The sequence below is a fragment of the Pseudomonas sp. NS1(2017) genome, assembly GCF_002269425.1.
Classification (GTDB): Bacteria; Pseudomonadota; Gammaproteobacteria; order Pseudomonadales; family Pseudomonadaceae; genus Aquipseudomonas; species Aquipseudomonas reactans.
Genome location: NZ_CP022960.1, coordinates 894,451 through 919,803, shown reverse-complemented (window position 1 = coordinate 919,803; position 25,353 = coordinate 894,451). Strand labels below are relative to the sequence as shown.

The following is a 25,353-nucleotide window of genomic DNA, read 5'->3' as shown; positions in this document are numbered from 1 at the left end:
AACGCGGAGCAGTTATGGTTGATCGGCACGACTACGTGGCCCTCGAATGGGTCAAGGGCGACATTGCCGAAACCCTGAAACAGGCCCGTTCGGCGCTCGACGCTTATGTCGAGACTACAGACGCCGAAGCGATCAGCGAGTGCCTGGCGTGTGTCCATCTAGTGCATGGCGCGTTGCAGATGGTCGAGTTCTACGGCGCGGCGCTACTGGCCGAGGAAATCGAAGCACTGGCGCTGGCCCTTCAAGCCGGGAGTGTCGGTCAGCGCGACGAAAGCATCCGCCTGCTGCAACAGGCCCTGACTCAATTGCCGTTGTACCTTGACCGCGTGCACAGCGCCCGCCGCGACCTGCCGCTGGTGGTGTTGCCACTGCTCAATGACCTGCGCAGTGCGCGCGGCGAAAGCCTGCTGTCGGAAACCAGCCTGTTCAGCCCGCAACTGCTGACCATCGCGCCACTGCCGGATGAGGCCTTGGCCCAACGCGCGGTGCCCGACCTGAAAGAGCAACTGCGCCAGTGGCACCAGCTTTTGCAGCAGGCGCTGGCTGGGCTGCTGCGTGAAGACCATGGCCCCAGCAACCTGGAAGACATGGCGCGGGTGTTCGCACGCCTCGAAGCACTGTGCCAAGGCGCGCCGCTGTTGCCGCTGTGGCAGGTCACCTCGGCGTTGGTCGAAGGCATGCTCACCGGCGTGATCGCCAACAGCCCGGCGTTGCGCAGCCTGCTCAAGGCCAGTGACAAACAACTCAAGCGCCTGCTGGCCCAGGGTATCGGCGGGATCAACCAGCCGGCGCCGGATGAATTGCTCAAGAGCCTGCTGTTCTATGTGGCCAAGGTCACCCGGCCGACGCCCCGCATGCAAAGCCTGAAAGAACGCTACGGCCTGGATGAAGCCTTGCCTGACAGCGCCGTGGTCGATGCCGAGCGCGCACGCCTTGCCGGACCGGACCGCAACGCCATGGGCTCGGTGCTGGGCGCTTTGTGTGAGGAATTGGTGCGGGTCAAAGAACGCCTCGACTTGTTCGTACGCAGCGACCGTCAGCACACCAGCGACCTTGATGCACTGCTGGCGCCGTTGCGGCAGATCGCCGACACCCTGGCGGTGCTGGGCTTCGGCCAGCCACGTAAAGTCATCATCGACCAACTCGCCGTGGTGCTGAGCCTGGCCCAAGGCCAACGCGAACCCAATGACGCTGTGTTGATGGACGTCGCCGGCGCCTTGCTCTACGTCGAAGCCACGTTGGCGGGCATGGTCGGCACCGTCGAGCCGGAAAGCCGCGAAGAAAGCCGCTTGCCCACCACCGACCTGACCCAGATCCACCAGTTGGTGATCCGCGAATCCTGCCAGTGCCTCAAGCAAGCCAAGGAGCTGGTGATCGACTGCATCGAAGCGGATTGGGACCGCCAACGCCTGGAGTCCCTGCCGGAGCTGCTGAGCCAGGTGCGCGGCGCCCTGGCGATGATCCCGTTGCCCCGCGCGGCAAGCCTGATGCGTGGCTGCACCGATTACGTCGACGAGCAGTTGATGGGCACTCATGCACCGCCTTCCGAGATGCAACTGGCGCATTTCGCCGACGTGATCAGCAGCCTGGAATATTATCTGGAGCGCATGCTCCAGGACCCGGATGCGGCGGGCGAGCGTGTGCTGGAGCTGGCCACCCAAGGTCTGACTGCGTTGGGTTACCTGCCCGCCGAGAAACCCTGGCGTCAGGCCCTGGTTGTACCGGATGGCGCGCTCTCGGCCGAGGTTACGCCGAGCCAATCGCAGTTCGACGCACTCGCCAGCCCCACGTCGCGGCTGAACCCGCCGGCCCTGCAGCGCCCCGGCAGCCTGTTGCCGCCGCCGGCCGATGAAGAACCCATCGACGATGAACTGCGTGAAGTCTTCCTTGAGGAGACCGACGAAGTCCTCGAGGTGCTGCACCGTTACCTGCCCAACAGCGCGGACAAAACCGCCCAGGCCGAAATGCGCCGCGCCTTCCACACCCTCAAAGGCAGCGGGCGCATGGTGCGCGCCCTGGTCTTGGCCGAGTTGGCCTGGGCGGTGGAAAACCTGCTGAACCGTGTGCTGGAGCGCAGCGTGACCCTCGGTCCAAATGTGCAGCAGGTGCTGGACGAAGCGGTGGCCTTGCTGCCGGAGTTGATCGCTGACTTTGCCATCGACGACCAGCGTCAACGCGATGAAGTCGACGCCCTGGCCGCCCGTGCCCACGCCTTGGCCAGCGGTACACCCGCGCTGGCCGCCGAGCCTCATGACCCGATGCTGCTGGAGATCTTCCGCAACGAAGCCCAAAGCCATCTGGACAGCCTCAACCACTTCCTGCAACAGGCCGCCGAGCATGTACCGCTGCAAGTCAGCGATGAACTGCAACGCGCCCTGCACACACTCAAGGGCAGCGCCTACATGGCTGGGGTGTTGCCGATTGCCGAGCTGGCGCGCCCGCTCGACCACCTGACCCGTGAGTACAAGGCCCACCGCCTGCCGCTGGACCTGGATGAAGTGGAGTTGCTGCTGGAAGCCGAAGGCCTGTTCCAGCGGGGGCTGCGTGACTTGGACAGCGATCCCCTGGTGCCGATCAACGGTGCAGAGGACCTGATCAACCGCACCCAAAGCCTGCTGGATCAGCAGCTTGAAGCGCTGCTCGACGTGCGCATCAAGCGCGACCCACAACTGATCGCCAACTTCCTGGCCCAGGGCATGGACATCCTGCTCGACGCCGAGAGCCTGCTGCGTCGCTGGCAGCAACACCCCGGCGAACGCCAGGAACTCACTGCGCTGCTGGATGAATTGACCACGCTGGGGGAGGGCGCGCACGTCGCAGACCTGCATGCCATCGACGCACTCTGCGAAGCGTTGCTCGACCTGTACGGCGCCGTGGAGGAAAGCAGCCTGGCGGTCAGCGAGCGGTTTTTCCATGAGGCCGAACAGGCCCATGAAGCGCTGATCAGCATGCTCGACCAACTGGCCGCCGGCCAGGAAATCAGCCCCGCGCCGGCCCGTGTCCGCGCCCTGCGCGAGTTATTGGATGAAGCCCTCGACCCATCGGCCACCGGCCTGATCAAAAGCGATGGCAGCCGCGCGCTGAGCATTGCCGAACTGGGCGCCGCCACACAGCAGTTGGATCAGCAAACGACGGTGGACGACGAGATCGTCGAGATCTTCCTCGAAGAAGCCGTGGACATCCTCGACAGCGCCGGGCAGTCGCTCAAGCGCTGGTTGCTGGAGCCCGACAACGTCGCGCCGTTGTCGTCGTTGCAACGCGATCTGCACACCCTCAAGGGCGGTGCGCGCATGGCTGAAATCGAGCCGATTGGCGACTTGGCCCACGAGTTGGAATGCCTGTACGAAGGCCTGGTGGACCGTCGCTATAGCTACTCTGCCGAACTGTCCCAACTGCTGATGGCCAGCCATGAACACCTCGCCTCGCAGCTTGAAGAGCTGCACCATCACCAGCCTCTGAGCGACAGCGCCGAGCTGGTCGCCAGGGTGCGCGCACTGCGCCAAGGCAGCGCGCCTGCGGCACCGGTCGCCGCGCCGCCCGCGTCCGGCGCCGACCCTGAGCTGCTGGATATTTTTCTCGAAGAAGCGGCCGACATCCTCGACAGCTCCAGTGCTGCGCTGTCGCGTTGGCAGGCTGAGCCCGGTAATCGCCAGGAAGTGGAGACCCTGCTGCGCGACCTGCACACCCTCAAGGGTGGCGCGCGTATGGTCGAGATCGCGCCCATCGGCGACCTGGCCCATGAACTGGAATTTCTCTACGAAGGCCTGTCCGCCGGTTTGCTCGCGCCATCCCCGGAATTGTTCGCGTTGCTGCAAGGCTGCCACGACCGCCTGGCGCAGATGATCGATGCGGTGGCAGACGGTTTGCCGGTCGGCTCAGTGGACAAGCTCATCGAACGCATCAAAAGCCTGGTGCACCCGAGCGATGAGCCCGTGACGCCATTGGCGTTGCCGGCGGGCAAGGCGGAGGCCGTCGTCGATCCGATGGCCGATATGGTGAAGATCTCTGCCGAGCTGCTCGACGACCTGGTCAACCTGGCCGGTGAAACCTCGATCTTCCGTGGCCGCATCGAACAGCAAGTCAACGACGCACGCATCGCCCTGACCGAAGTGGAAACTACGATTGAGCGCATGCGCGACCAACTGCGTCGCCTCGACACCGAAACCCAGGGCCGCATCCTCAGCCGCCAGCAAGCCGAGGCCGAGCGCCTGGGCTACGAAGAATTCGATCCGTTGGAAATGGACCGCCATTCGCAATTGCAGCAATTGTCCCGTGCGCTGTCCGAGTCTGCCTCTGACCTGCTCGACCTCAAGGACACCCTTGAGCGCCGCAACGAAGACGCCCACGACCTGTTGCAGCAGCAGGCACGCATCAACACCGAGTTGCAGGAAGGCCTGATGCGCACGCGCATGGTGCCGTTCGAACGCATGCTGCCGCGCCTCAAACGCATCGTGCGTCAGGTAGCGGGCGAGCTGGGCAAGGACGTGGAGTTCATCGTCGGCAACGCCGAGGGCGAGATGGACCGCAACGTGCTGGAACGCATGGCCGCGCCGCTGGAACACATGCTGCGCAACGCCGTCGACCATGGCCTGGAATCCCGCGATGCACGGCTGCTGGCCGGCAAGCCGGAGAAAGGCCGCATCACCCTGGACCTGACCCACGAAGGCGGCGACATCGTCTTCGACATGCGCGACGACGGCGCCGGGGTGCCACTGGAGGCGGTGCGGCGCAAGGCGATCAAGCGCGGTTTGCTTGATCCCAATCATGAGATCAGCGACCGCGACGTGTTGCAGTTCATCCTGCAACCGGGCTTTTCCACGGCGGAAAAGATCACGCAGATTTCCGGGCGCGGCGTGGGCATGGATGTGGTGCATGAGGAAGTGCGTCAGTTGGGCGGCTCGATGGTCATTGATTCGACGCCGGGGGAAGGTGTGCACTTCCGTATTCGCTTGCCGTTCACCGTGTCGGTCAACCGTGCGCTGATGGTGCAGTGCGCGGACGATCAATATGCGATTCCGCTCAACACCATCGAAGGCTTGGTGCGTGTGTTGCCCCATGAACTGGCCGGGCATTACCAGCAAGACCCGCCGCGTTATGAATACGCCGGCCAGCGTTACGAGCTGTTTTACCTGGGCGACCTGTTGCACACCGTCAGTCGCCCTAAACTGTTGGGCCAGTATCAACCGGTGCCGGTACTGCTGGTGCAATGCAACGAGCGGCGCGTGGCGATCCATGTGGATGCCATGGCCGGCACGCGGGAAATCGTGGTCAAGGGCCTGGGGCCGCAGTTCGCGGGCGTGCAGGGTTTGTCCGGCGCGACCATTCTGGGCGACGGCCGCGTGGTGTTGATCATCGACTTGCTGGCGCATATCCGTGCCCGCCAACCGGCCTTGCCGGCCCAGTCGGTCGACGCGCCGCTGATCCTCAGCGACCCGCTGAAAAAGCGTCCGTTGCTGGTGCTGGTGGTAGACGACTCGGTCACCGTGCGCAAAGTCACCAGCCGCCTGCTGGAACGCAACGGCATGAACGTGCTCACCGCCAAAGACGGCATCGACGCCCTCGCCGTGCTGGAAGAGCACAGCCCGGACCTGATGCTGCTCGACATCGAAATGCCGCGCATGGACGGCTTCGAAGTGGCTACCCAAGTGCGCAACGACCCCCGGCTGATGCGTCTGCCGATCATCATGATCACCTCGCGCACTGGCCAGAAACACCGCGACCGCGCCATGGCCATCGGCGTGAATGACTACCTCGGCAAGCCGTACCAGGAATCGGTGCTGCTCGAAAGCATCGCCTACTGGAGCAAGTCCCATGCTTGACCACCGCACCAGCCAACTCACCGGCCTGCTGCTGCCCCTGGCCGACCGCCATCTGGTGCTGCCCAACGTCGCCATCGCCGAACTGATCGACTTCCAGCGCGGCGAGCCGGCCAGCGATGCGCCGCCGTGGTATTTGCGCCAAGTGACCTGGCGCGATCGGCAGATCCCGCTGATCAGCTTCGAAGCGGTGTGCGGTGAAGCGAGTGTGACCGGCGAACGCTCGCGGATCGTGGTGTTGAATGCGTTGGGTGGGCGGCCGACGCTGAAGTTTATTGCGCTGGTGATCCAGGGGATTCCCCGGTCGTACAAGCTCGACAGTGAGTTGAGCTACGTGGACGTGCCGCTGTGCCCGCTGGAGCTGGCGGCGGTGCAGGTGGGGGAGCATGTGGCGAAGGTGCCGGATCTGATGGGGTTGGAAGCCTTGCTGGTCGAATCTGGTCTGGCGTAAATCTCTGTAGGAGCCGGCTTGCCGGCGATAGCGGTCCACAAGCCCACTCATCAAAAACCGACCCTCCGCTATCGCTGGCAAGCCAGCTCCAACAGGGGATTGGGCGTGTCTGCAGACCTCAATCAATCCGCGCAAACCGCTCAATCACCGGCTGCTCCCGATGCTCGGCCTGCCACAAGTCATAGGCGCTTTGCATCGACAGCCATAACTGCCCAGTGCTCACACCTGCCCGCTCAAGCCGCACCGCCAAGTCAGGACTGACAGGCGCACGCCCATGCAAAATCCTCGAAAACGTCTCACGGGCGAATCCCAGGCGCCGGGCCATTTCGGTGATGGTGATGTCCAGGGCAGGGATTACATCTTCAAGCAGGATTTCACCTGGGTGAGGGGGGTTGTGCATGCCCATTTCGATACCTCTACTCAGTGGTAATCAAGATAATCAACCAGTTCGACTTGGTCGTCGAACATCCGAAAAATGATGCGCCAGTTACCACTAATGCTGACAGACCAATAGTCGATCAGGTCGCCTTTCAACCGATGGAAACGCCAACCAGGCAAGTTCAGTGCATCTGGGTGTTCGGCTTTGTCCAGAATGAACAGAACGCGGCGTAAGCGCTTTGCATGATTTGCGTTGATGCCACTGGTCGAGCCTGTCTCATAGAAGGCCCTGAGACCTTTGTGTTTCCAACTGACGATCATGGCGCGATTGTGATGTGATACATCACGCTCTGCAATGGCCTTGCATCGGTTTTAACGGTCGGCTTCATGATGTCTGTCCGCGGAACGATTCGGAGCGAAAAGGCTAGAGACACAGGTTCCGAGCAACAACCTGAAAACGCTGTCAGAACATTCCTTGTTGCTTGTCGGGACGACAACCGTAGGTAGGGCTCGGACTGGTAGCGTGTCTGAAATTTCTGTAAGTCTCACCTTCGTATTTTTACTGATTTTTGAGTGCTAGTTTTTATCGCTCAACCCCATCAGCAAGGATTCGCAAATGGCCGTCCCTCCCATACCTTCGGGCGTTTCGCTGCAAGACAATATCGCCTTGGCCAACAACCGCCGGATGCATTTGAAGCCTGGTTCGGCCTTCGCCTATTCTTGGTTTTACACACAGGTTCGGGGGCGTGGCCCTTGGGATTACAAACAGAAAAGCCGTGAGTACGAGGCGTTCGGTAACTTCAACTACGGCGTCACCGGCATTGTGCTGGGTATTCCGGAGAGTGTGCTGTTGAGAGCGGCTGGTGCGGCGCAAAAAGCAGCAGGGACTTCTCGGGCGGAGTTCGGAGACTGGTGGGGCGATGCGCCGTATGGTGATGATCACAGTGACCAGCATTGGATCAAGGAGGGTATCGAATATGCCAGAGCTCAAGGGTATTAAGTGGCCAGTCCAGGGCTTGCTCAACGGGCTGCTGGTGGTGTGTCTCGGGTACTTGGGTGTTGGTTGGTTGATGAGCCCGGGTCCACCGGAATTGGATGAGGTTGTGCTCAAGTATTCTCTGAATAACGGAAGCTCCATTTACGGTGTGCGAAACAATCAGGGTGGCGCTACGGTGGGCTTTTCCTACCTGTACTACGTCCACAAGGATCTGGGTAATGATCGGGAAATACTCACGACACTGGTGTCGGCACATCCCTTTCTGAAAACTAAAGAGCCGGATGTTCAAGTCACCCGACAGGCTGGCCTCATCCGCCTCACTGTTCGTGGGGAGGTTTATGAATACCGTAGTTACCCGCTCGAAGGTATGGGGGCTGTGAGAATAGACATGAAGTTGTAGGCCAACTGGCTCTCGGATTTTTCCTGCAACGATCAACAGGCTGATGTAGATAGCCCTTGCATAAAGAACCCCACCCCCCTGCCGATAGCCAAAGGAGTTTTTCGACGGAAGTATCGACGCAATGTGGCTATTGGATGGGTTCGCCTGGCTGTACAACCTCAATCGTTTTACCGGCGCTTTGTTGATGTGGTTCGTCGTCGTGGTGCTCACGGCAGCTCTGACCATGAACGTTCAAAACAACCGCGGGAAGCTGTGGGGTTTTTTGGTCACGTCGGCAGGCGCGGTGTTTATTCTGGTGTATCTCGAAAGCCTCAAACTCATCGGTGCGGACAAAGCGATCAAAGGGGTGGTGAGTAATTTCGTGGTGATGACGCTGGGCGGCCTCGGCTCAGGTCTGCTGGCGGTGGCGATCTCCCAGGGGCCGACCAAGGATGAAGACGATCAAGCCCGGGGCTTTATCCGTGATCGCCTGTTGGATGCCCTGGAGTATGCCTTTGTGTTTGTCGGAATTTGCTCGTTCACGTTGTTCGCGGTCTGCCTGCCGCTCGACTTGCTGGCATGGCCTCCCGTGGCAGAGCACGACCTCTTTAGCCTGCTGATTGTGTGCCTGGGCGCATTGCTGGGTTACGCGATCGTCTCCCGACCAAGCCGGTTGGAACACTGGGAGCAACTGGGGGCATGCGCGCTGGTGGCATTGCTGTTACTGCTGCTACCGGTTTACGGGCAAGCGCTGTCGGGCCTTTGGCAATGGAGTGGGGCGGCGGTGTTGGGGTTTCACTTCTTCGCGGCGGTGGCGTTGTTTAGAACCCTATGGTTCCATCGCATCGAATGGCGAAGAGCGTAATGCCCGTATTCATTGAGTCGTCATTCACCCAACCTTAAGGACACTGGAGCAAGTGCCCCCCTGTCAGCCACTCACTCTGAAACACTGCTGAGCAAAGGTGGGGGGCTTGCCTCGATCGCGGACTGCCAGTTGGAGGCGCTTGTGAGGAGGGATCAGACTTTCAAGGGCGTTTTCCCATGAGAAATAATGCGAGTAGTCAACTCCCCATTCGGTCCTCCTCTATAGGTCAGCGGAATGGAAAACGGCACATCCACATAAAATATATGCGGGTTTTCCGTGCTTTTGATTACGTTTAAGCCCGAGGTATTCACTTCGTAGTAGTGCGTCATCTTGTCCAGCGCGTTGCCATATTTACGGCGTCCGAAGATGGTCTCTGAGATCTGCTTGGTGGGCATGTCGTCCGGCGCAAGGTCCGTAAAGTAATGCCGGCCTTTTCCCCGGGGCAGGGCCTCGCCGGTCAATGTGGAGCTTGAAGGTTCAAGGTTGCGACTGGCGCTGATGGCGGCATGAGGCTTATGCCCTGTGTAGTGATAGAAAACGTTCTTGCCTTTGACCGGTGGCTCCATGAGTGCTTTTTCACCCGGGAAGCTCTCGGGTACTCTAGGGCGTTTGGTGAGTGGCTGGCTGCTCGGCGTGTTACCCGAATTGTGAGCGGTTGGCCCTAGAGGACGTTTGGGAGCCCTCGCTGTTTGCCCTGGGAACGGGGCCCCGGCCGGTAACCTGCTCGATCGCCACTCACCATTGCTGGCACGCACCAGGTTCTCCCGCCGCCGGAAGAACGTTGATCTCGTCAAGGGTTCATTGGGGTCCAGGATGGAGACCGTTCCGGTGCGTGCATGAAAGCCCGAATCGATCAGGTACACCTTGTTGACCCCAGTTCCGTCGGTGTAACGCACGTAGAAATTTTCGCCGACCCTATACGTACCACTTGCGCTCACGGGAACGCCCTTGATCACGTCATCCGGCACGGTGAAAGCGCTCAGGTCGCGGGGTGCAGCGGGTCCCGCAGAGGGTGGCGTGTTAACTACGGGGGCGAGCCTGGGTTGGGGCGGCGGCGTATTATTGGGGACCGGGCGCAATGGCGCAGTACGAACATTCGGGAGGCGTGTCGCCGTCGCCGGAATATCTGCATACACCGCACGTCCCAGGCGAGGACTCTTGATCATCCGTGGCAAAGCTTTGCCATTGGCGCGTAAGACTCTGAGGCCGGTCTTTGCCAGCCGGGCCCCCGCTGATAGGCCTTTGCCGATGACTGGAACCACATCGAGCAGTGCCATACCCACTTCAATCCCGAACTGGGCCTTGTTGATTTTCGATTGAGTCGCGACTTCCGCGCTGCTCACCGATTGGTGGTCTGCTTTATCGATGACCAGTTGTACGTGCTGTTTGTACAGATCATCCTGGAAATTGCCTTTAATGGGCTGGAGTGCCGAAGCCGAGCCCTGCAATTTGAGCGTCTGGACCGTTGTATCGACGATTTTGAAGGGGTTCGTCAGGTAGTCGATAGGGCCCCTCTTGAGCGCAGCATAGGCTTTTTCAACGTCATCCTTTTTGACCGGCGACTTTCTGTTTGCGGTGTAGACCCTCCATTCGTTTTTGTCCAACAGGGTATTCAGTGCAGCCTGGTCTTCGAGTTCGCGAAACGATACGCCGTCCGGCGCATTGGGTGTGTACAGCACCATCGCCTTATCTGTCTGATTGCCGATCACCATTGCCCCCTGTACCGGCAGCCCGCGCTGGAGAAGGGTATTGGCGACGATGGTTTTTCCATCGACCTGAGGCCGGTCAGCGTCGTCGGGATAGCCCAGGACGGCGGCAACCCATTGCGCGCCTCGTTTGGTGGTGGTGTCCTGTTTGGCGTTTGCCTCATAGGCGTCCGGGTTGAGTTCTGCGAGCAGCGCATCCTTTTCCAGGCTATCGCTCAGGTTGGCTTTCCAGGCTTTGCGAACCTCGCCTGCGGGCCCTGACTCGGCATCCGTTGCCAGTTCTGTCTTTAGCAGCTTGGTGTATTCGCCACCCACGTCTGCGGTATTGACCAGCGTCTTAAGCTGCTCGGTGTCCCAGGTGACCTGCGTGCCGTCAGCGTCCAGAATAGGTTTGCCTTGGGTATCGTACAGCGGCAACTTAAAGGTGGTTTGGGTGAACTGAGTGCTTTCAGCTACTGGGAACTCGGTCGGGTTTTTTAGCGCCAGATCCGTCAGTGACACGGTGTGGCTTTTGACAAACGGCGTTTCATTGTGACTGGGTCGACCCAGGTGAAACCTGGTCTTGGTTTCCACCTTGACCATTAGCTTGTCTGCATCCACTTGCACGGACGGGTATAGCTTTTGGAGGGCCGCACCAATCCGGTCCCGGGAGAAGGCTCCAATATTGGGGATTCTTTCCAGCAAGGGTGCCAGCGCACGGGTGCTTTTTTGCTCGGCATTTTCCAAGTAGTCGAACAACGCTACTTGGGTAGGGCTCAGTTTTTTCAACCACTCGGGCTGTAGTTTATCTGCCAGTTTGTCGTCGCGTGCTGACATGGCGTTGCTGCCGTCGAGTAGGTACGACCAGTCGGCGGAATCATCGAGAGCCTGCGATGAAGTCGGGTCTGTCAGCGGGTTGGTGCCGAGGGGGGTGAATGTCTGGATAGCTCGGGCTTGAATGTCTTCTTGCTGACGCTTGAGCATCCAGGGTACCCCCTCGGCCAACACGTCCCCGGTCAAGGGTTCGGCGCTGCGCATCAAGTCATCGCTTGGCTCTTCACGGTTTTGCAGTGCCAACGGCAGCTGTTGCAACAATAAGTCGGTTTGGGGGCCGCCTTGGTCAAGGCGGTTGGCCAAGGCCTGGCGTGCCTGGGCAGGGGTTGTGAACTCCTCGAACCCTTCACTGGGTGTATACAGCACCACCGGACCATTGGCATCGTTGAGCGGGAGCGCCCGACCATTCGGCCATGTAGGCATAGTGGCCCAAGAGTTATCGGTCTTGGTGATGAGGAAGGCGCCAGCCAGCAGCGCACCCTTCTCAGTGCCGTCATCGACGGTGATGGGGTATACGCCAGGTCGGGCGCCGTTGGCGAAGGCACTCTCGCGTTCGGCCAGCGTGGGGAATTGCAGTGCGGTATCAATCAGTTGTTTGCTGGTTGGGCTCAGTGTTCCGTCACTCATGCGTAACGCTGCCAGGGTCGACAGTTGTTGCTTGTGCAGGGTTAACAGTTGGTTTTGCGGCGGCTCCACAATGCGTGGTTGTTTTTCGTTTGGACGGGGCGTGGCCCAGAACGTCTGGAGGGTCTTGGGGTATTGCGTGGCAATGTCTCGGGCGATGGAGTGCAGCGTGCCGGAAGTGATCGCTGGGCTGGCGCTGTCTCCGGGTGTCTGTCTTGTGATGAACTCGCTGCGCACGCCGCTTTCGTCTGGCATGACCTTATCCGGGTCGGCCAGGACAGCTCTAATCTCGTCGAAAAGGGCGCTCACTAACGGTTGGGAGGAGGTCAGTGTTTTGACGTCGCCGCTGCTGGTGTAGCGATTATAGGCGATCATCTCGGCATTGAGCGGCCGCACGCCCGGAAAGGCTTTTTCAAGTTGCGCCTGCACAAAGGCTTTAAAGCTGGGTTGTTGGCTGTATAGGCGTTGAATTGTGGCACTCAGGTTGTCGTGTTGATCGATGAGAATCTCTGTATCGCTGACCTTGAAGTGTACCGCCAGCGCATTACGCTCGGCCGTGGCCGGTGGTATGCCGGGTGACGTGGGTAAGAGCAAACCGTCTGGTGCATAGGTAGAGATGGTTGAAAGTGGTGCAGGTTGCTGTTGGGCAGTGATACCGGCTGCCGATTGGGTATTGGCGGGTGAAGGTTTGAGGAGTGTTTCGGAGGGACGGGGCGCCACCGTTTGAACAGAGAGGGTCATGAGACGGATCTCGCAAGGCAGTTGTGAGTTTTATGCCTACTTTCCTTGTAAGTCGTCAGATCTGTGAGAATTGAAAGGCGAATGGTTCCTTCGGAAATGTAAGAATTCGATAATCGTTACTCTGACCGTAACGGTTGCTTAACCAGCTTGATTGATCGCGCTGTTGGTCGTCCCTAAGGTAGTTCCACGACAGCCAACCCGTGGAGCGACCATGACAACAACCATCACCCCCGACTCGCGCTGGACGCGGCGGCGCGACGAGAAGCAGCGGCGGCTCGGGCTGGTCAAACAGTTTGCAGACGGTGCGGTACTGCCCAGCGACAAGATCGTCGAGGCGCTTGAGGCGCTGATCCTCCCCGGCGACCGCGTGGTACTGGAAGGCAACAACCAGAAACAGGCCGACTTCCTCTCGCGCTCCCTGGCCAAGGCCGACCCGGCCAAGCTCCACGATTTGCACATGATCATGCCCAGTGTCGGCCGTTCCGAGCACCTGGATCTGTTTGAAAAAGGCATCGCCCGCAAGCTGGATTTCTCCTTCGCCGGCACCCAATCCCTGCGCATCAGCCAATTGCTGGAAGACGGTCTGCTGGAAATCGGCGCGATCCACACCTACATCGAACTCTATGCGCGGCTGGTGGTGGACCTGATCCCTAACGTGGTGCTTTCGGCCGGTTTTATGGCCGACCGCGCCGGCAACATCTACACCGGCGCCAGCACTGAAGACACCCCGGCGCTGATCGAGCCCGCCGCGTTCAGCGATGGCATCGTGATCGTGCAGGTCAACCAGTTGGTGGACGACGTCACCGATTTGCCGCGCGTGGATATCCCGGCGAGCTGGGTGGATTTTGTGGTGGTGGCCGACAAGCCGTTTTACATCGAGCCGCTGTTCACCCGCGACCCGCGCCATATCAAACCGGTGCACGTGCTGATGGCGATGATGGCGATCCGTGGCATCTACGAAAAACACAACGTGCAGTCCCTCAACCACGGCATTGGTTTCAATACTGCCGCCATTGAGTTGATTCTGCCGACCTACGGCGAATCCCTCGGCCTCAAGGGTAAAATCTGCCGCAACTGGACCCTCAACCCACACCCAACGCTGATCCCCGCGATTGAAAGTGGCTGGGTGGAAAGCGTGCATTGCTTCGGCACTGAATTGGGCATGGAAAACTACATCGCCGCCCGGCCGGATGTGTTCTTCACCGGCCGCGACGGCTCGATGCGTTCCAACCGTATGTTCTGCCAACTCGCCGGCCAATACGCGGTGGACCTGTTTATCGGTGCGACGTTGCAAGTCGACGGTGACGGCCATTCCTCTACCGTGACCCGTGGCCGCCTCGCCGGATTTGGTGGCGCACCGAACATGGGTCACGACCCACGCGGTCGTCGCCATGGCACGCCCGCCTGGCTGGATATGCGCCACGACGATGCCCCAGAAGCGCTTTTGGAACGCGGTAAAAAACTCGTGGTGCAAATGGTCGAGACCTTCCAGGAAGGCGGCAAACCCACCTTCGTCGACACCCTCGATGCCGTGGAGGTCGCCCGCAAAAGCGGCATGCCCCTGGCGCCGATCATGATCTATGGCGATGACGTCACCCACCTGCTCACCGAAGAAGGCATCGCCTACCTGTACAAGGCGCGTTCCCTTGAAGAGCGCCAGGCGATGATCGCTGCCGTTGCAGGCGTCACCGCCATCGGCATGCGCCACAACCCCAAGGACACCGCGCGCATGCGCCGCGAAGGCTTGATTGCCTTGCCCGAAGACTTAGGGATTCGCCGCACCGACGCCACCCGCGAATTGTTGGCCGCCAAGAGTGTGGCCGACCTGGTGGACTGGTCCGGTGGCCTGTACAACCCGCCCGCCAAATTCAGGAGCTGGTAAATGCGCGCACTCAAACTGCATGAACTGACCCTCGCTGAACGCCTGGCGGATATGGCCGTCGATGCACTGATCGATGAAGCGGACCTGTCGCCCAAACCTGCCTTGGTGGACCGTCGCGGCAACGGCGCCCATAGCGATCTGCACCTGGGCCTGATGCACGCCTCGGCGTTGTCGCTGTGGCCGATGTTCAAGGAGATGGCTGAAGCCGCGATTGAGTTCGGTGAAGTCGGCTTGCCCCTGCGCGAAGCCCTTGGGCGTATTGGCCGCGACGGTGAGCAAGCGATGCTCGTCACCACCCACGGCGTGAACACCCATCGCGGCGCGATCTGGGCCCTCGGTTTACTCACCGCAGCGGCAGCGCTGGAGCCACGCGCCATCACCCTGAACGCCGCCAGATTAGCCTTGCTCAACGACCGCTACGCGCCGCAAACCATGAGTCACGGCGTCCAGGTCGCCCAGCGCTACGGCGCGCGCGGTGCCCGTGAAGAAGCCCAGCTCGGCTTCCCCTCGGTGGTGCAACGTGGCTTGCCGCAGCTGCATAAAAGCCGCCAGCACAATGCAGGCGAACAGAACGCCCGCCTGGACGCCTTGCTGGCGATCATGACCGAACTGGCCGACACCTGCGTGCTTTACCGCGCCGGTCCCGAAGGCCTGCTAGCGATGCAGCAGGGTGCTCAAGCGGTACTTGATGCAGGTGGCAGCGCAACGCTGGCCGGGCGTCGCCAACTGCATGAGTTAGACCTTCAACTGCTGGCCCTGAATGCCTCCCCCGGCGGCGCCGCCGACTTGCTGGCCGCCTGTCTGTTTATCGACCGCCTCGACGGAGCGTTGTGATGGAAACCTTATCCTTTGAATTCCCCGCCGGGCAGCCGCCAAAAGGCCGTGCGCTGGTGGGATGCGTTGGCTCGGGCGACCTGGAAGTGCTGCTGGAGCCGGGTACGCCGGGCACGCTGACCATCCAGGTGCAGACCTCGGTGAATGGCGCCGAACAACGCTGGCAGCATCTGTTCGAACGCATCTTCCAGGAACACACGCCACCGGCCTTGAACATTGATATCCACGATTTCGGTGCTACCCCCGGCGTGGTGCGCTTGCGCCTGGAGCAGGGTTTCGAGGAGGTCGGCCATGACTGACTTACTCGCCAAACACAGCTTCGTTGAACTGGGCGCGCGGCAGCGGGCCAAGGCGTTGCTGGACGTCGGTTCCTACCGCGAATTGATCGACCCGTTCCAGCGCGTCATGTCGCCGTGGCTCAGTCGCCAAGGTGTAGTGCCGCAGGCCGATGACGGTGTGGTGATCGCCAAGGGCAGCATCGACGGAAAGCCTGTGGTAGTTGCTGCCATCGAAGGCAACTTCCAAGGTGGCAGCCTCGGTGAAGTCGGCGGCGCAAAAATTGCGGGTGCCTTGGAGCTGGCGGCCGAGGACAATCGCAAGGGCATTCCCACCCGCGCCGTGCTGCTGCTGGAAACCGGTGGCGTACGTTTGCAGGAGGCCAACCTGGGACTGGCGGCCATCGCGGATATCCACGCGGCGATTGTCGACCTGCGCCAATACCAGCCGGTGATCGGCGTGGTGGCGGGCAGTGTCGGTTGCTTTGGCGGCATGTCCATTGCGGCTGGATTGTGCAGTTACCTTGTCGTCACCCGCGAAGCGCGCCTGGGTTTGAATGGCCCGCAAGTCATCGAACAGGAAGCGGGGCTTGAGGAGTACGACTCCCGCGACCGGCCTTTCATCTGGAGCCTTACGGGCGGTGAGCAACGCTTCAACAGCGGCTTGGCCGATCGCTATGTCGCGGACGATGTGGCCGAGATTCAACAGACCGTCAGCGCATTACTACAAAAAGGCCTGCCCACCCAACAACGCAGCCGCCAGGCCGACTATTACCTGGCGCGCTTGGCCGAACTGGACGCCACGCCGCAGATCGACCCGGCAACGGTACTTGCGCTGTATCAAGGAGAACGCTCATGAGAGGTTTGCAGTGGTTCAACGCATTGAGCGCCGGAGCGACAGCCGTTGAGGGTTTGCCACGCTCGTTGAAAGTCGCTGATGGTGTGCTGGGTGAGCAGCCTGTGCGCTACATCGCTGTGGTCACCGACGCGCAAAACCGCTTCCCCCGCGCCCGCAACGGCGAAGTCGGCCTGCTGGAAGGCTGGGGGCTGGCGAAGGCCGTCGATGAAGCCATCGCCCGTGGCGACAAGCGCCCGATCATCGCCATCGTCGATGTACCGAGCCAAGCCTATGGCCGTCGCGAAGAAGCCCTCGGCATCCACCAAGCCCTGGCCGCCGCCGCCGACAGCTATGCCCGCGCGCGTCTGGCGGGGCACCCGGTGATTGCGCTGTTGGTGGGCAAGGCGATGTCCGGTGCGTTTCTCGCCCATGGGTATCAAGCCAATCGCCTGATTGCCCTGCGCGATCCCGGTGTGATGGTGCACGCCATGGGCAAGGCCTCGGCCGCGCGCGTGACGCTGCGCAGCGTTGAAGAGCTGGAAGCCCTGGCCGCCAGCGTGCCGCCCATGGCCTACGACATCGACAGTTACGCCAGTCTGGGGTTGCTGTGGGAAACCTTGTCGGTCAACCAGATTGAACAACCCACGCCGGAGGATGTGGCGCGGGTCAGCGATTGCCTGGTGAGTGCGATCAAGGATATTGGCAGCACCGACTTGAGCGTCCGCCTTGGTGCGACCAACCGCGCGGCTTCCAGCCACGTACGCCAACTGCTGCGGGAACAGTGGTGAACGCCCACGACTTGCTCTGGGGCATGACCCCGGCGCATCTGCCTGCTGATGCTCCGGCGTGGGCGGTGGAGGCAGTAGGCACTGTGGTGGTGCGTCGCGCCACCGTCACGCCGGGCTGGGTCGCGGTGGGCGTGCGCGGGCGTTTGCGCGAGCAGCGGTTTGCTGCCGAGATGCCGATTGCCGCGGTGCAGCGGCGAGTCACGCCGCAAGCGCTGCGTGACGTTGTCTCGACACGGGACTTACCGGCCTTGCAGGCGCTCGAACAGTTGCGGCCAGTGCTGACGCCCTTGAATTGGGGCGTCACCGGCAGCGCGGGTTTTGAGCTGGCCACGGGCATTGAAGCGCTGCATGCCCAGAGTGATCTGGACCTGATGCTGCGCACGCCCGAGCCGCTGGATCGCAACGATGCACGCGACTTGCTGGCAGCCTTGGACAAAGCCGCGTGCGCTGTGGATATGCAACTGCAAACACCTTTCGGCGCTATCGCCCTGCGCGAATGGGCCGGTCCATCGCGGCGGGTGCTGTTGAAAACCGCCAGCGGTGCGCACCTCGTTATTGATCCTTGGCAGGCTGTGGCATGAGCAGCCTTTTAGTGTTCCCCGGCCAGGGCGCCCAACGTCCGGGCATGCTCCAGGCGTTGCCGGCCGATGTGTTGGAACACGCCAGCGATGCCTTGGGTGAAGACGTTCGGGCATTGGATTCGGCTGAGGCCTTGGCGAATACCCGCGCGGTACAACTCTGCCTGCTGATCGCCGGCGTGGCCCACGCCCGCCTGCTGCAACACGCCCCGGATTACGTCGCAGGGCTGTCCATCGGTGCCTACCCGGCGGCAGTGATTGCCGGTGCGCTGGATTTCGCCGACGCCCTCACACTGGTAAGCCTGCGCGGCGAGTTGATGCAAAACGCTTATCCACAGGGCTATGGCATGACCGCGATCATCGGCCCGGAGTTATCCACCGTCGAAAGCCTGCTGGCCGAAATCCACAGCCCCGAAACCCCGGTGTACCTGGCCAATATCAACGCCGACAACCAGACGGTGATCGCCGGCAGCGACCAAGCCATGAAGCTTGTCGCCAGTCGCATCAAAGGCAACGGCATCGCCAAGCGCCTGGCCGTCAGCGTGCCGTCTCATTGCGCGTTGCTGGAGCAACCGGCCCAGGCTTTGGCGCAAGCCTTCGTGCCGCTCAAGGCTCCGCGCATCACCTACCTGAGCAGCACCCGTGCGCGGCCGATCCACAACCCCGAACAATTGCGCGACGACCTGGCCTTCAACATGTGCCGCATCGTCGACTGGCGCGGCACCGTGCAAAGCGCCTACGAGCGTGGCGTGCGCCTGCAGATCGAACTGCCACCGGGCGCCGTGCTCACCGGCCTGTCACGCCGCGTATTCGAACAAGGCACGGCGATCGCCTGCGAAGGCGCACGCCTGGACACCTTGCAGGCCCTGCTGCAAGAGGAGGAGCGCCGCCACCGATAAAGCAGCACCCAAGGCTTTCGAAGCACAACAACAACAATTTCGATCGAGCACTTTGAGGACAACAACAATGATTATCTACGGTGTGGCATTGCTGGCGATCTGCACGCTTGCGGGCGTGATCATGGGCGACATGCTCGGCGTGTTGCTGGGCGTCAAATCCAATGTGGGCGGGGTGGGGATCGCGATGATCCTGTTGATCTGCGCCCGCCTGTGGATGCAAAAGCGCGGCGGCATGACCAAGGACTGCGAAATGGGCGTGGGCTTCTGGGGCGCGATGTACATCCCGGTGGTGGTGGCGATGGCCGCGCAACAAAACGTGGTCACCGCCCTGCACGGTGGGCCGGTGGCGGTGCTCGCGGCGATTGGTTCTGTGGTGGTGTGTGGTTGCACCATCGCGCTGATCAGCCGTACCCACAAGGGTGAACCGCTGCCCGATGAAGAGCCGATGATCGCGCCAGTAGGAGGTCGCTGATATGTGGGATCTCATTGAAAAAGGTTTGGAACACAACGGCCTGATTACCGCGTTTGCCTTCGTTGGTGTGGTGATGTGGATCTCGGTGGTGCTGTCCAAGCGGCTGACCTTCGGGCGCATCCATGGCTCGGCAATTGCCATTGTCATCGGCCTGGTCCTGGCCTGGGTCGGCGGCACGATCACCGGCGGCCAGAAAGGCCTGGCGGACCTGGCGCTGTTCTCCGGCATCGGCTTGATGGGTGGCGCGATGTTGCGCGACTTCGCCATCGTCGCCACGGCGTTTGAAGTGCAAGCCACCGAGGCGCGCAAAGCCGGAATGATCGGTGTGATCGCGTTGCTGCTGGGCACGATCCTGCCGTTTATCGTCGGCGCGAGCATGGCCTGGGCCTTTGGTTATCGCGATGCGATCAGCATGACCACCATTGGCGCGGGTGCCGTGACCTATATCGTCGGCCCAGTGACCGGTGCGGCGATTGGTGCGACCTCGGATGTGATGGCGCTGTCGATTGCCACCGGGTTGATCAAGGCGATCCTGGTGATGGTCGGCACGCCTGTGGCGGCGCGCTGGATGGGCTTGGATAACCCGCGTTCGGCGATGGTATTTGGTGGGTTGGCCGGCACTGTCAGTGGTGTGACGGCTGGCTTGGCGGCGACAGATCGGCGCTTGGTGCCGTATGGCGCGCTGACGGCGACGTTCCATACCGGGCTTGGGTGTTTGCTTGGGCCTTCGTTGCTGTACTTCATCGTGCGCGGTCTGGTCGGCTAACCTCTGCCATGCGATCGACCGCTTTTGTGGCAAGCCCGCTCACCACAAGGAATGTCTCAAGCCTGCCGATTGGCGTACATGCGGCACTCCGCCAACAACGCCAGCAAGTTCGGATCACGCTCCTTGGCCTTCAGGAACACCACGCCAATATGCTGCTGCAACCGATACCGGGGTTGCAGCGGTATCAATTTCACGCGGTTCTCATACACCGCCGCAATCCTGCCCGGCAGCAGCGCATAACCCACGCCCGAACTGACCATGCTCAGCAACGTGAAGATGTCATTGACCTGCATCGCCACCTTCGGCTCGAACCCCGCCTGTTTGAACACACGATTGCCATCCTGGTGCGTGGCGAAGCCTTGGGTGAGGGTGATGAAGGTTGCATCGCGCACATCCGCCAGGTCGATCTGTTGATCGCGGTCGAACGGTGAGTCAGCCGGGGTGGCGAGGAATATGTCGTCGGAGAACAGCGCGATCTGTTCGCAGTCCGGGTCGTTGGCGTGTTCGTCGAGGGAGATGAGGATAGCGTCCACTTCCATGTTTTTGAGCTTGTAGAGCAGGTCGAAATTGGAGCCCAGGATCAGGTCGATATTGAGTTCGCTGCGGCGGATCTTCAGGCCCATGATCAATTGCGGCACGGTCTTCACCGTCAGCGAATACAGCGAGCCGAGCTTGAAGCGCTCGGCAGAGAAGCCAGCGGCTTCTCGGGTGAGGCGCACGCTGTCGACCACATCGGCCACCAGCTTCTGCGCGCGTTCTTCCAAGACGTAGGCGCTTTCCAGCGGCGTGAGGTTGCGCCCTTCGTGTTTGAACAGCGGGCAGCGCAGGGCATTTTCCAGGGAATGGATGGCGCGGTGCACGCTGACGTTGCTGGTCTGCAGCTCGGCGGCAGCGCGGGCCAGGTTGCCGGTGCGCATGAACGCCAGGAAGATCTCGAGCTTTTTGAGGGTGAATTCTTCGTCGATCAGCATGGCCGTGGCTCTTGTTCGATTACCCTCGATTGTGCCCGCAAAACCGCGCGCCGTCCCCGGAACGTCACACGCCACTTGCACTCTTATGCGCAAGGCTGGACGCTTGCCGCTCAGCCCTTAATGGTTACAGGAGGTCAGCGGCACATGTACCACGGGGAACGATTCAACGCCTGGAGCCATTTGCTCGGTGCAGTCGCGGCGTGTATTGGCGCCGTATGGATGTTGGTAGTGGCAAGCCTGGACGGCAGCCCCTGGAAGATCGTCAGCGTAGCGATTTACGGCTTCACGCTGATGGTGCTGTACAGCGCGTCCACGGTGTACCACAGCGTGCGTGGGCGTCGAAAAGAGATCATGCAAAAGGTTGATCACTTTTCGATCTACCTGTTGATCGCCGGCAGTTACACGCCGTTTTGCCTGGTGACCTTGAGAGGGCCGTGGGGCTGGACGCTGTTTGGCATCGTGTGGGGGCTGGCGGTGATTGGCATCCTGCAGGAGATCAAGCCGCGCTCCGAGGCACGCATCCTGTCGATCGTGATTTACGCGGTGATGGGTTGGATCGTGCTGGTGGCGGTCAAGCCGCTGCTCGCCGCATTGGGCACGGCGGGGTTTATCTGGCTGGCGTCGGGCGGCGTTTTATACACCGTCGGCATCATCTTTTTTGCCTTGGAGGACCGCCTGCGTCATTCCCATGGGATCTGGCATTTGTTTGTGATCGGCGGGAGTTTGTTGCACTTCGTGGCGATCATGCATTACGTCCTATAAACGCTCCAGAAGCTCACGGGCTCGGTGGCCAAAAATCTGCAGCAGATTGGCCAGCATGTGCGGCGGTGGTTCATCGGCGCGGGTGAGGGCGTACAGGGTAATCGGCAGCGGCGGGGTGAGTGTGCGGATGCACGTGGTGGCTGTCGAGGCACCGAGGGCAGTGAAGGGGTCGATCACCGTCAGGCCGGCGCCGGACTCCACCATGGCACGGGCCAGGGAGTAGGTTTGTACGGAGATCGTCACCCGCGGCGGTGGGTCGACGTTTTCCAGGTAGCTGTCGAGTTTCGCTGCCAGCGGGTCGGCGCTGGAAAGACCAATCAATGCGGTGCCTGCCAGGTCCGTCAGGGGGAGCGGCTGGCTCAGCTCGGCGTCGGACCAATAGCCTTTGGATGCCAGCGCCACCAGCACACCGTTGGCCAGCACCTGCGTGGTCAACCCCGGATGGCCGGAGAAGTTGAGCGTCAGCGCCAGGTCGATCTCGCGCATCAGCAGCTTTTGCACCAACTCGCGGCTGTGGTCGCTGGACAGCTCGCAGGCCATGTCCGGATAGTCGCGCTTCCATTCCAGAATCGCCGGTGGCAGCAACGAGAGGGCCAGCGCCGGGATCGCGCCGATGCGCACGCTCTGGCCCGGTGCACGGCGCAAACTCTTGGCCAGGCGCCGCACCCCTTGCAGGCTTTCGGTGACTTTCTCCACTTCGCTTTCCAGCGCCAGGGCTTCCGGGGTGGGCTGTAATTTGCCGCGCACTCGCAGGAACAGCGGGAAGCCCAGTTGCAATTCAGCGTGTTGCAGCACCTTGGTCACCGCCGGTTGCGACACGTGCAACAACTGCGCGGCGGCGCTGACGGAGCCGGTCTGGCGGATGGCCTGGAAGATTTCGATATGACGCAAGCGCATGGCGAGTCCATAACCTTTGTTTATAGGTGAGCCATCTTTATTCATTGTCGGCGACCTGTCACCTGCCCCTAGGCTTGAGGCCTCTTGATTCAACGGCGGGTGGCGGCAATGGTGTGCATCATCGGGGGTGGAGTGATTGGTCTGGCCAGCGCCTATGCGTTGGTGCGTGCAGGTCATGAGGTGACGGTGATCGATGCGCGCCGGACCCTGGGCAGCGAGACCAGCTTTGCCAACGGTGGGCAGCTGTCTTATCGCTACGTCGCGCCACTGGCCGATGCCGGTGTGCCGCTGCAAGCCATTGGTTGGTTGTTGCGCGGTGACTCTCCCTTGAAGCTGCGCCCGCGTCTCGACCCGCAACAGTGGCGCTGGATGGCGGCGTTTCTCGGTGCTTGCCGTGGCTCGGTGAACAAACGCAATGCCGCTCACCTGTTGCGCCTGGCGTCCCTGAGCCAGGACACCTTGCAGCGGTGGCGTGACGAAGATCACCTGGATGGCTTCGATTGGCGGCGCAACGGCAAGCTGGTGACCTTTCGCAATGCCGGCTCTTTTGAAAAGGCGCGCAGCAAGGTCGCCGATATCCTGCAACAGCAAGTGCTTTCGGCCGCCGATTGCGCACGCCTGGAACCCGCGCTGGCGGGTGGTGGTTTTGTCGGGGGGATCTACACGCCCAATGAAGAAGTGGGTGATTGTCACGCCTTCTGCCAGCAGTTGGCGGCGCGGTTGGAAGCGTCGGGACGATGCCGCTTTTTGCTGGGCCGCAAGGTCACCGGTATTCGCCACGCCGAGGGCACAGTGCAGGCCATCGAGTTGGGCGATGAGGTGATGCCTGTCGAACATCTGGTGCTGGCGGCCGGGTATCGCAGCGCCGAGCTGGGGGTGCCGTTGCCGATGTACCCGCTCAAGGGCTACAGCCTCAGCGTGCCGATTGGCACGCAACATCAGGCGCCGAATGTGAGCATCACCGATTACGACCGTAAGATCGTGTATGCGCGTATTGGTGAGCAACTGCGGGTAGCCGCGATGGTGGATATCGTTGGCTTCGACGCCAGCCTTGAGCCCAAACGCCTGGCGTTGATGAAGCGCCAGGCACTGGAGACGTTTCCTGACGCCGGCGACTACGCCCGCGCGGTGGAATGGGCCGGCATGCGTCCGGCGACGCCGACAGGCGTACCGCTGATTGGCGCCAGCACCTGCCGCAACCTGTGGCTGAACCTTGGCCACGGCGCTCTCGGTTTTACCCTGGCCTGCGGTAGCGGCCAACTGCTGGCCGAGCTGATCAGCCAGCGCGCCCCTTCGATTGATATGCAGGGCCTTGCGCCCCGCGCTGCATAAGGATGCACCGATGACCATCACCCGAATCAGCAGCAATGAACGCCTGAGTGGCGCGGCCATTTTCAAGGACCTGGTGTTTCTCTCGGGCCAAGTGCCCGGTGAAGGCCAGGATGTGGCCACGCAGACCCGCGAAGTGCTGGCCAAGATCGATGCGCTGTTGGCCCAGGCAGGCAGCGACAAGGATCACCTGCTCAACGCGACGATTTACCTGAAAGACATCCGGGCAGGTTTTGCGCCGATGAACGACGAGTGGTCGGCCTGGCTGTCGCCCGGCATGGCGCCGACGCGCACCACCCTGCAAGCAGAACTGGCGCGCCCGAGTGTGCTGGTGGAAATCAGTGTGATCGCTGTACGTAAGTAACTTCAAAGACCAACGGAGAATAACAATGAAAAAGATCCTGTTGACCGGCTGCACCTTGGGGCTTTTGTTCAGCGCACAGGCCTATGCGAATCAAGCGCTCCTGGACGGTGCGCTGGCCAAGATCGCCAGCGCCAAGTCCATAACCTTGGGCTATCGCGATGCGTCGGTGCCGTTTTCCTACGTGGGGGATCACAGTGGCAAGCCCATGGGCTATTCGGTGGAGCTGGCGAACAAGATCGTCGAGCGCATCCAGCAGAAAACCGGGGTGGCCACGCTCAATGTGAAGTACAACCTGGTGACTTCCCAGACCCGCATCCCGCTGGTGCAGAACGGCACGGTCGATCTGGAATGCGGCTCCACCGGCGTGACCGCCGAGCGGCAGAAGCAGGTGGCGTTTTCCTACGGGTTTATCTACGTGAAGGGGCAATTGCTCACGGCCAAGGACAGCGGCATCAAAGGCTTTCCCGACCTGGCAGGCAAGAACGTGGTGACCACCGCGGGCACCACCAACGAGCGCTTCCTCAAGAGTTACAACGCCGAGCACAAGACCAACATGTTCGTGATCAGCGCCAAGGACCACGGCGAAGCGTTCAAGATGCTTGAGACCGGTCGCGCTGCGGCGTTCTACATGGACGACGCGTTGCTCTACGGCGAGCGCGCCAAGGCCAAGGACCCACACAACTGGGTCGTGGTGGGCGAGGAGCAATCGCGAGAAATCTACAGTTGCATGGTGCGCAAGGACGACCCGCAGTTTCTGGCGGTGGTCAACGAAACACTCGCCGACCTGTACCGCAGTGGCGAGATCAACGGGATTTACCAGCGCTGGTTTGAGCAGCCGATTCCGCCCAAGGGCCTGAACCTGGAATTCCCGATGACCAGCGAATTGAAGGCGATCATTGCCAAGCCGATCAGTGACCCGGTGGAGTAA

Annotated in this window: 23 protein-coding genes; 18 read left to right on the top strand and 5 right to left on the bottom strand. The window is 61.3% G+C overall.

The genetic code is table 11. From position 1 onward, the window contains the following. The first annotated feature begins 14 nt into the window (after positions 1 to 14). Positions 15 to 5,819, top strand: coding sequence for an Hpt domain-containing protein (locus CI807_RS04420; protein ID WP_095013866.1), 5,805 nt, complete (start codon positions 15 to 17; stop codon positions 5,817 to 5,819). Beyond that, positions 5,812 to 6,267 carry a chemotaxis protein CheW gene (locus tag CI807_RS04415; RefSeq protein ID WP_010207210.1) on the top strand — a complete coding sequence of 152 codons (456 nt, stop codon included), beginning with the start codon at positions 5,812 to 5,814 and terminating at the stop codon, positions 6,265 to 6,267. Before CI807_RS04420 ends, CI807_RS04415 begins: the two co-directional genes overlap by 8 nt. A 118-nt stretch (positions 6,268 to 6,385) precedes the next feature. Here the strand turns inward: CI807_RS04415 and CI807_RS04410 are convergent, their stop codons facing one another. Next, a complete protein-coding gene (locus CI807_RS04410; protein ID WP_095013865.1) occupies positions 6,386 to 6,673 on the bottom strand; it encodes a HigA family addiction module antitoxin in 288 nt (95 codons plus the stop codon). Positions 6,674 to 6,687: 14 nt separating this feature from the next. Then, complete coding sequence (locus tag CI807_RS04405) at positions 6,688 to 6,966, bottom strand: type II toxin-antitoxin system RelE/ParE family toxin (protein WP_095013864.1); 279 nt, start codon at positions 6,964 to 6,966, stop codon at positions 6,688 to 6,690. Positions 6,967 to 7,261: 295 nt separating this feature from the next. Here CI807_RS04405 and CI807_RS04400 point away from each other — a divergent pair, with 295 nt between their 5' ends. From CI807_RS04400 to CI807_RS04390, 3 genes are all read left to right on the top strand, one after another. Then, the gene (locus CI807_RS04400; protein ID WP_095013863.1) at positions 7,262 to 7,645 is read left to right on the top strand and encodes a polymorphic toxin type 44 domain-containing protein; all 384 of its coding nucleotides are present in this window, start codon (positions 7,262 to 7,264) and stop codon (positions 7,643 to 7,645) included. Further along, a complete protein-coding gene (locus tag CI807_RS04395; RefSeq protein WP_095013862.1) occupies positions 7,623 to 8,042 on the top strand; it encodes a hypothetical protein in 420 nt (139 codons plus the stop codon). The genes CI807_RS04400 and CI807_RS04395 overlap by 23 nt, the downstream gene beginning before the upstream one ends. Before the next feature lie 121 nt (positions 8,043 to 8,163). Beyond that, complete coding sequence (locus CI807_RS04390; protein WP_095013861.1) at positions 8,164 to 8,886, top strand: hypothetical protein; 723 nt, start codon at positions 8,164 to 8,166, stop codon at positions 8,884 to 8,886. Positions 8,887 to 9,038: 152 nt separating this feature from the next. Here the strand turns inward: CI807_RS04390 and CI807_RS04385 are convergent, their stop codons facing one another. Then, the gene (locus CI807_RS04385) at positions 9,039 to 12,770 is read right to left on the bottom strand and encodes a dermonecrotic toxin domain-containing protein (protein ID WP_095013860.1); all 3,732 of its coding nucleotides are present in this window, start codon (positions 12,768 to 12,770) and stop codon (positions 9,039 to 9,041) included. A gap of 211 nt (positions 12,771 to 12,981) precedes the next feature. Here CI807_RS04385 and mdcA point away from each other — a divergent pair, with 211 nt between their 5' ends. From mdcA to madM, 9 genes are all read left to right on the top strand, one after another. Then, complete coding sequence (gene mdcA / locus CI807_RS04380) at positions 12,982 to 14,652, top strand: malonate decarboxylase subunit alpha (protein WP_095013859.1); 1,671 nt, start codon at positions 12,982 to 12,984, stop codon at positions 14,650 to 14,652. Next, positions 14,653 to 15,486 (top strand): triphosphoribosyl-dephospho-CoA synthase, encoded by an 834-nt coding sequence (locus CI807_RS04375; RefSeq protein ID WP_095013858.1) that lies wholly within the window; start codon positions 14,653 to 14,655, stop codon positions 15,484 to 15,486. Further along, positions 15,486 to 15,785, top strand: a complete 300-nt coding sequence (locus CI807_RS04370) for a malonate decarboxylase subunit delta (protein ID WP_095013857.1) — start codon at positions 15,486 to 15,488, stop codon at positions 15,783 to 15,785. The genes CI807_RS04375 and CI807_RS04370 overlap by 1 nt, the downstream gene beginning before the upstream one ends. After that, positions 15,778 to 16,620: a biotin-independent malonate decarboxylase subunit beta gene (locus CI807_RS04365; protein WP_095013856.1), complete on the top strand. Its 843-nt coding sequence runs from the start codon at positions 15,778 to 15,780 to the stop codon at positions 16,618 to 16,620. Before CI807_RS04370 ends, CI807_RS04365 begins: the two co-directional genes overlap by 8 nt. Then, complete coding sequence (gene mdcE, locus CI807_RS04360; RefSeq protein ID WP_095013855.1) at positions 16,617 to 17,387, top strand: biotin-independent malonate decarboxylase subunit gamma; 771 nt, start codon at positions 16,617 to 16,619, stop codon at positions 17,385 to 17,387. Before CI807_RS04365 ends, mdcE begins: the two co-directional genes overlap by 4 nt. Beyond that, the gene (locus CI807_RS04355; protein WP_095013854.1) at positions 17,381 to 17,968 is read left to right on the top strand and encodes a malonate decarboxylase holo-ACP synthase; all 588 of its coding nucleotides are present in this window, start codon (positions 17,381 to 17,383) and stop codon (positions 17,966 to 17,968) included. Before mdcE ends, CI807_RS04355 begins: the two co-directional genes overlap by 7 nt. Next, a complete protein-coding gene (gene mdcH, locus CI807_RS04350; protein WP_095013853.1) occupies positions 17,965 to 18,864 on the top strand; it encodes a malonate decarboxylase subunit epsilon in 900 nt (299 codons plus the stop codon). The genes CI807_RS04355 and mdcH overlap by 4 nt, the downstream gene beginning before the upstream one ends. A gap of 67 nt (positions 18,865 to 18,931) precedes the next feature. Further along, the gene (gene madL, locus CI807_RS04345; protein WP_095013852.1) at positions 18,932 to 19,336 is read left to right on the top strand and encodes a malonate transporter subunit MadL; all 405 of its coding nucleotides are present in this window, start codon (positions 18,932 to 18,934) and stop codon (positions 19,334 to 19,336) included. Position 19,337: 1 nt separating this feature from the next. After that, positions 19,338 to 20,102, top strand: a complete 765-nt coding sequence (gene madM, locus CI807_RS04340) for a malonate transporter subunit MadM (protein WP_010207194.1) — start codon at positions 19,338 to 19,340, stop codon at positions 20,100 to 20,102. 56 nt (positions 20,103 to 20,158) lie between these two features. Here the strand turns inward: madM and CI807_RS04335 are convergent, their stop codons facing one another. Beyond that, a complete protein-coding gene (locus CI807_RS04335; RefSeq protein WP_095013851.1) occupies positions 20,159 to 21,073 on the bottom strand; it encodes a LysR substrate-binding domain-containing protein in 915 nt (304 codons plus the stop codon). A 144-nt stretch (positions 21,074 to 21,217) separates the two neighbouring features. Here CI807_RS04335 and CI807_RS04330 point away from each other — a divergent pair, with 144 nt between their 5' ends. After that, entirely contained in the window at positions 21,218 to 21,835 is a 618-nt protein-coding gene (locus CI807_RS04330; RefSeq protein ID WP_010207192.1) for a hemolysin III family protein, read from the top strand. On the opposite strand, the gene CI807_RS04325 is transcribed toward CI807_RS04330, so the two are convergent. Beyond that, the gene (locus tag CI807_RS04325) at positions 21,830 to 22,732 is read right to left on the bottom strand and encodes a LysR family transcriptional regulator (RefSeq protein WP_095013850.1); all 903 of its coding nucleotides are present in this window, start codon (positions 22,730 to 22,732) and stop codon (positions 21,830 to 21,832) included. The genes CI807_RS04330 and CI807_RS04325 overlap by 6 nt on opposite strands. Before the next feature lie 99 nt (positions 22,733 to 22,831). Here CI807_RS04325 and CI807_RS04320 point away from each other — a divergent pair, with 99 nt between their 5' ends. The 3 genes from CI807_RS04320 to CI807_RS04310 are packed head-to-tail and all read left to right on the top strand — an operon-like array spanning position 22,832 to position 25,353. Continuing rightward, a complete protein-coding gene (locus CI807_RS04320) occupies positions 22,832 to 24,064 on the top strand; it encodes a D-amino acid dehydrogenase (protein WP_095017499.1) in 1,233 nt (410 codons plus the stop codon). A 10-nt stretch (positions 24,065 to 24,074) separates the two neighbouring features. Continuing rightward, entirely contained in the window at positions 24,075 to 24,425 is a 351-nt protein-coding gene (locus CI807_RS04315) for a RidA family protein (protein ID WP_095013849.1), read from the top strand. 25 nt (positions 24,426 to 24,450) lie between these two features. After that, positions 24,451 to 25,353 (top strand): transporter substrate-binding domain-containing protein, encoded by a 903-nt coding sequence (locus CI807_RS04310; protein WP_095013848.1) that lies wholly within the window; start codon positions 24,451 to 24,453, stop codon positions 25,351 to 25,353.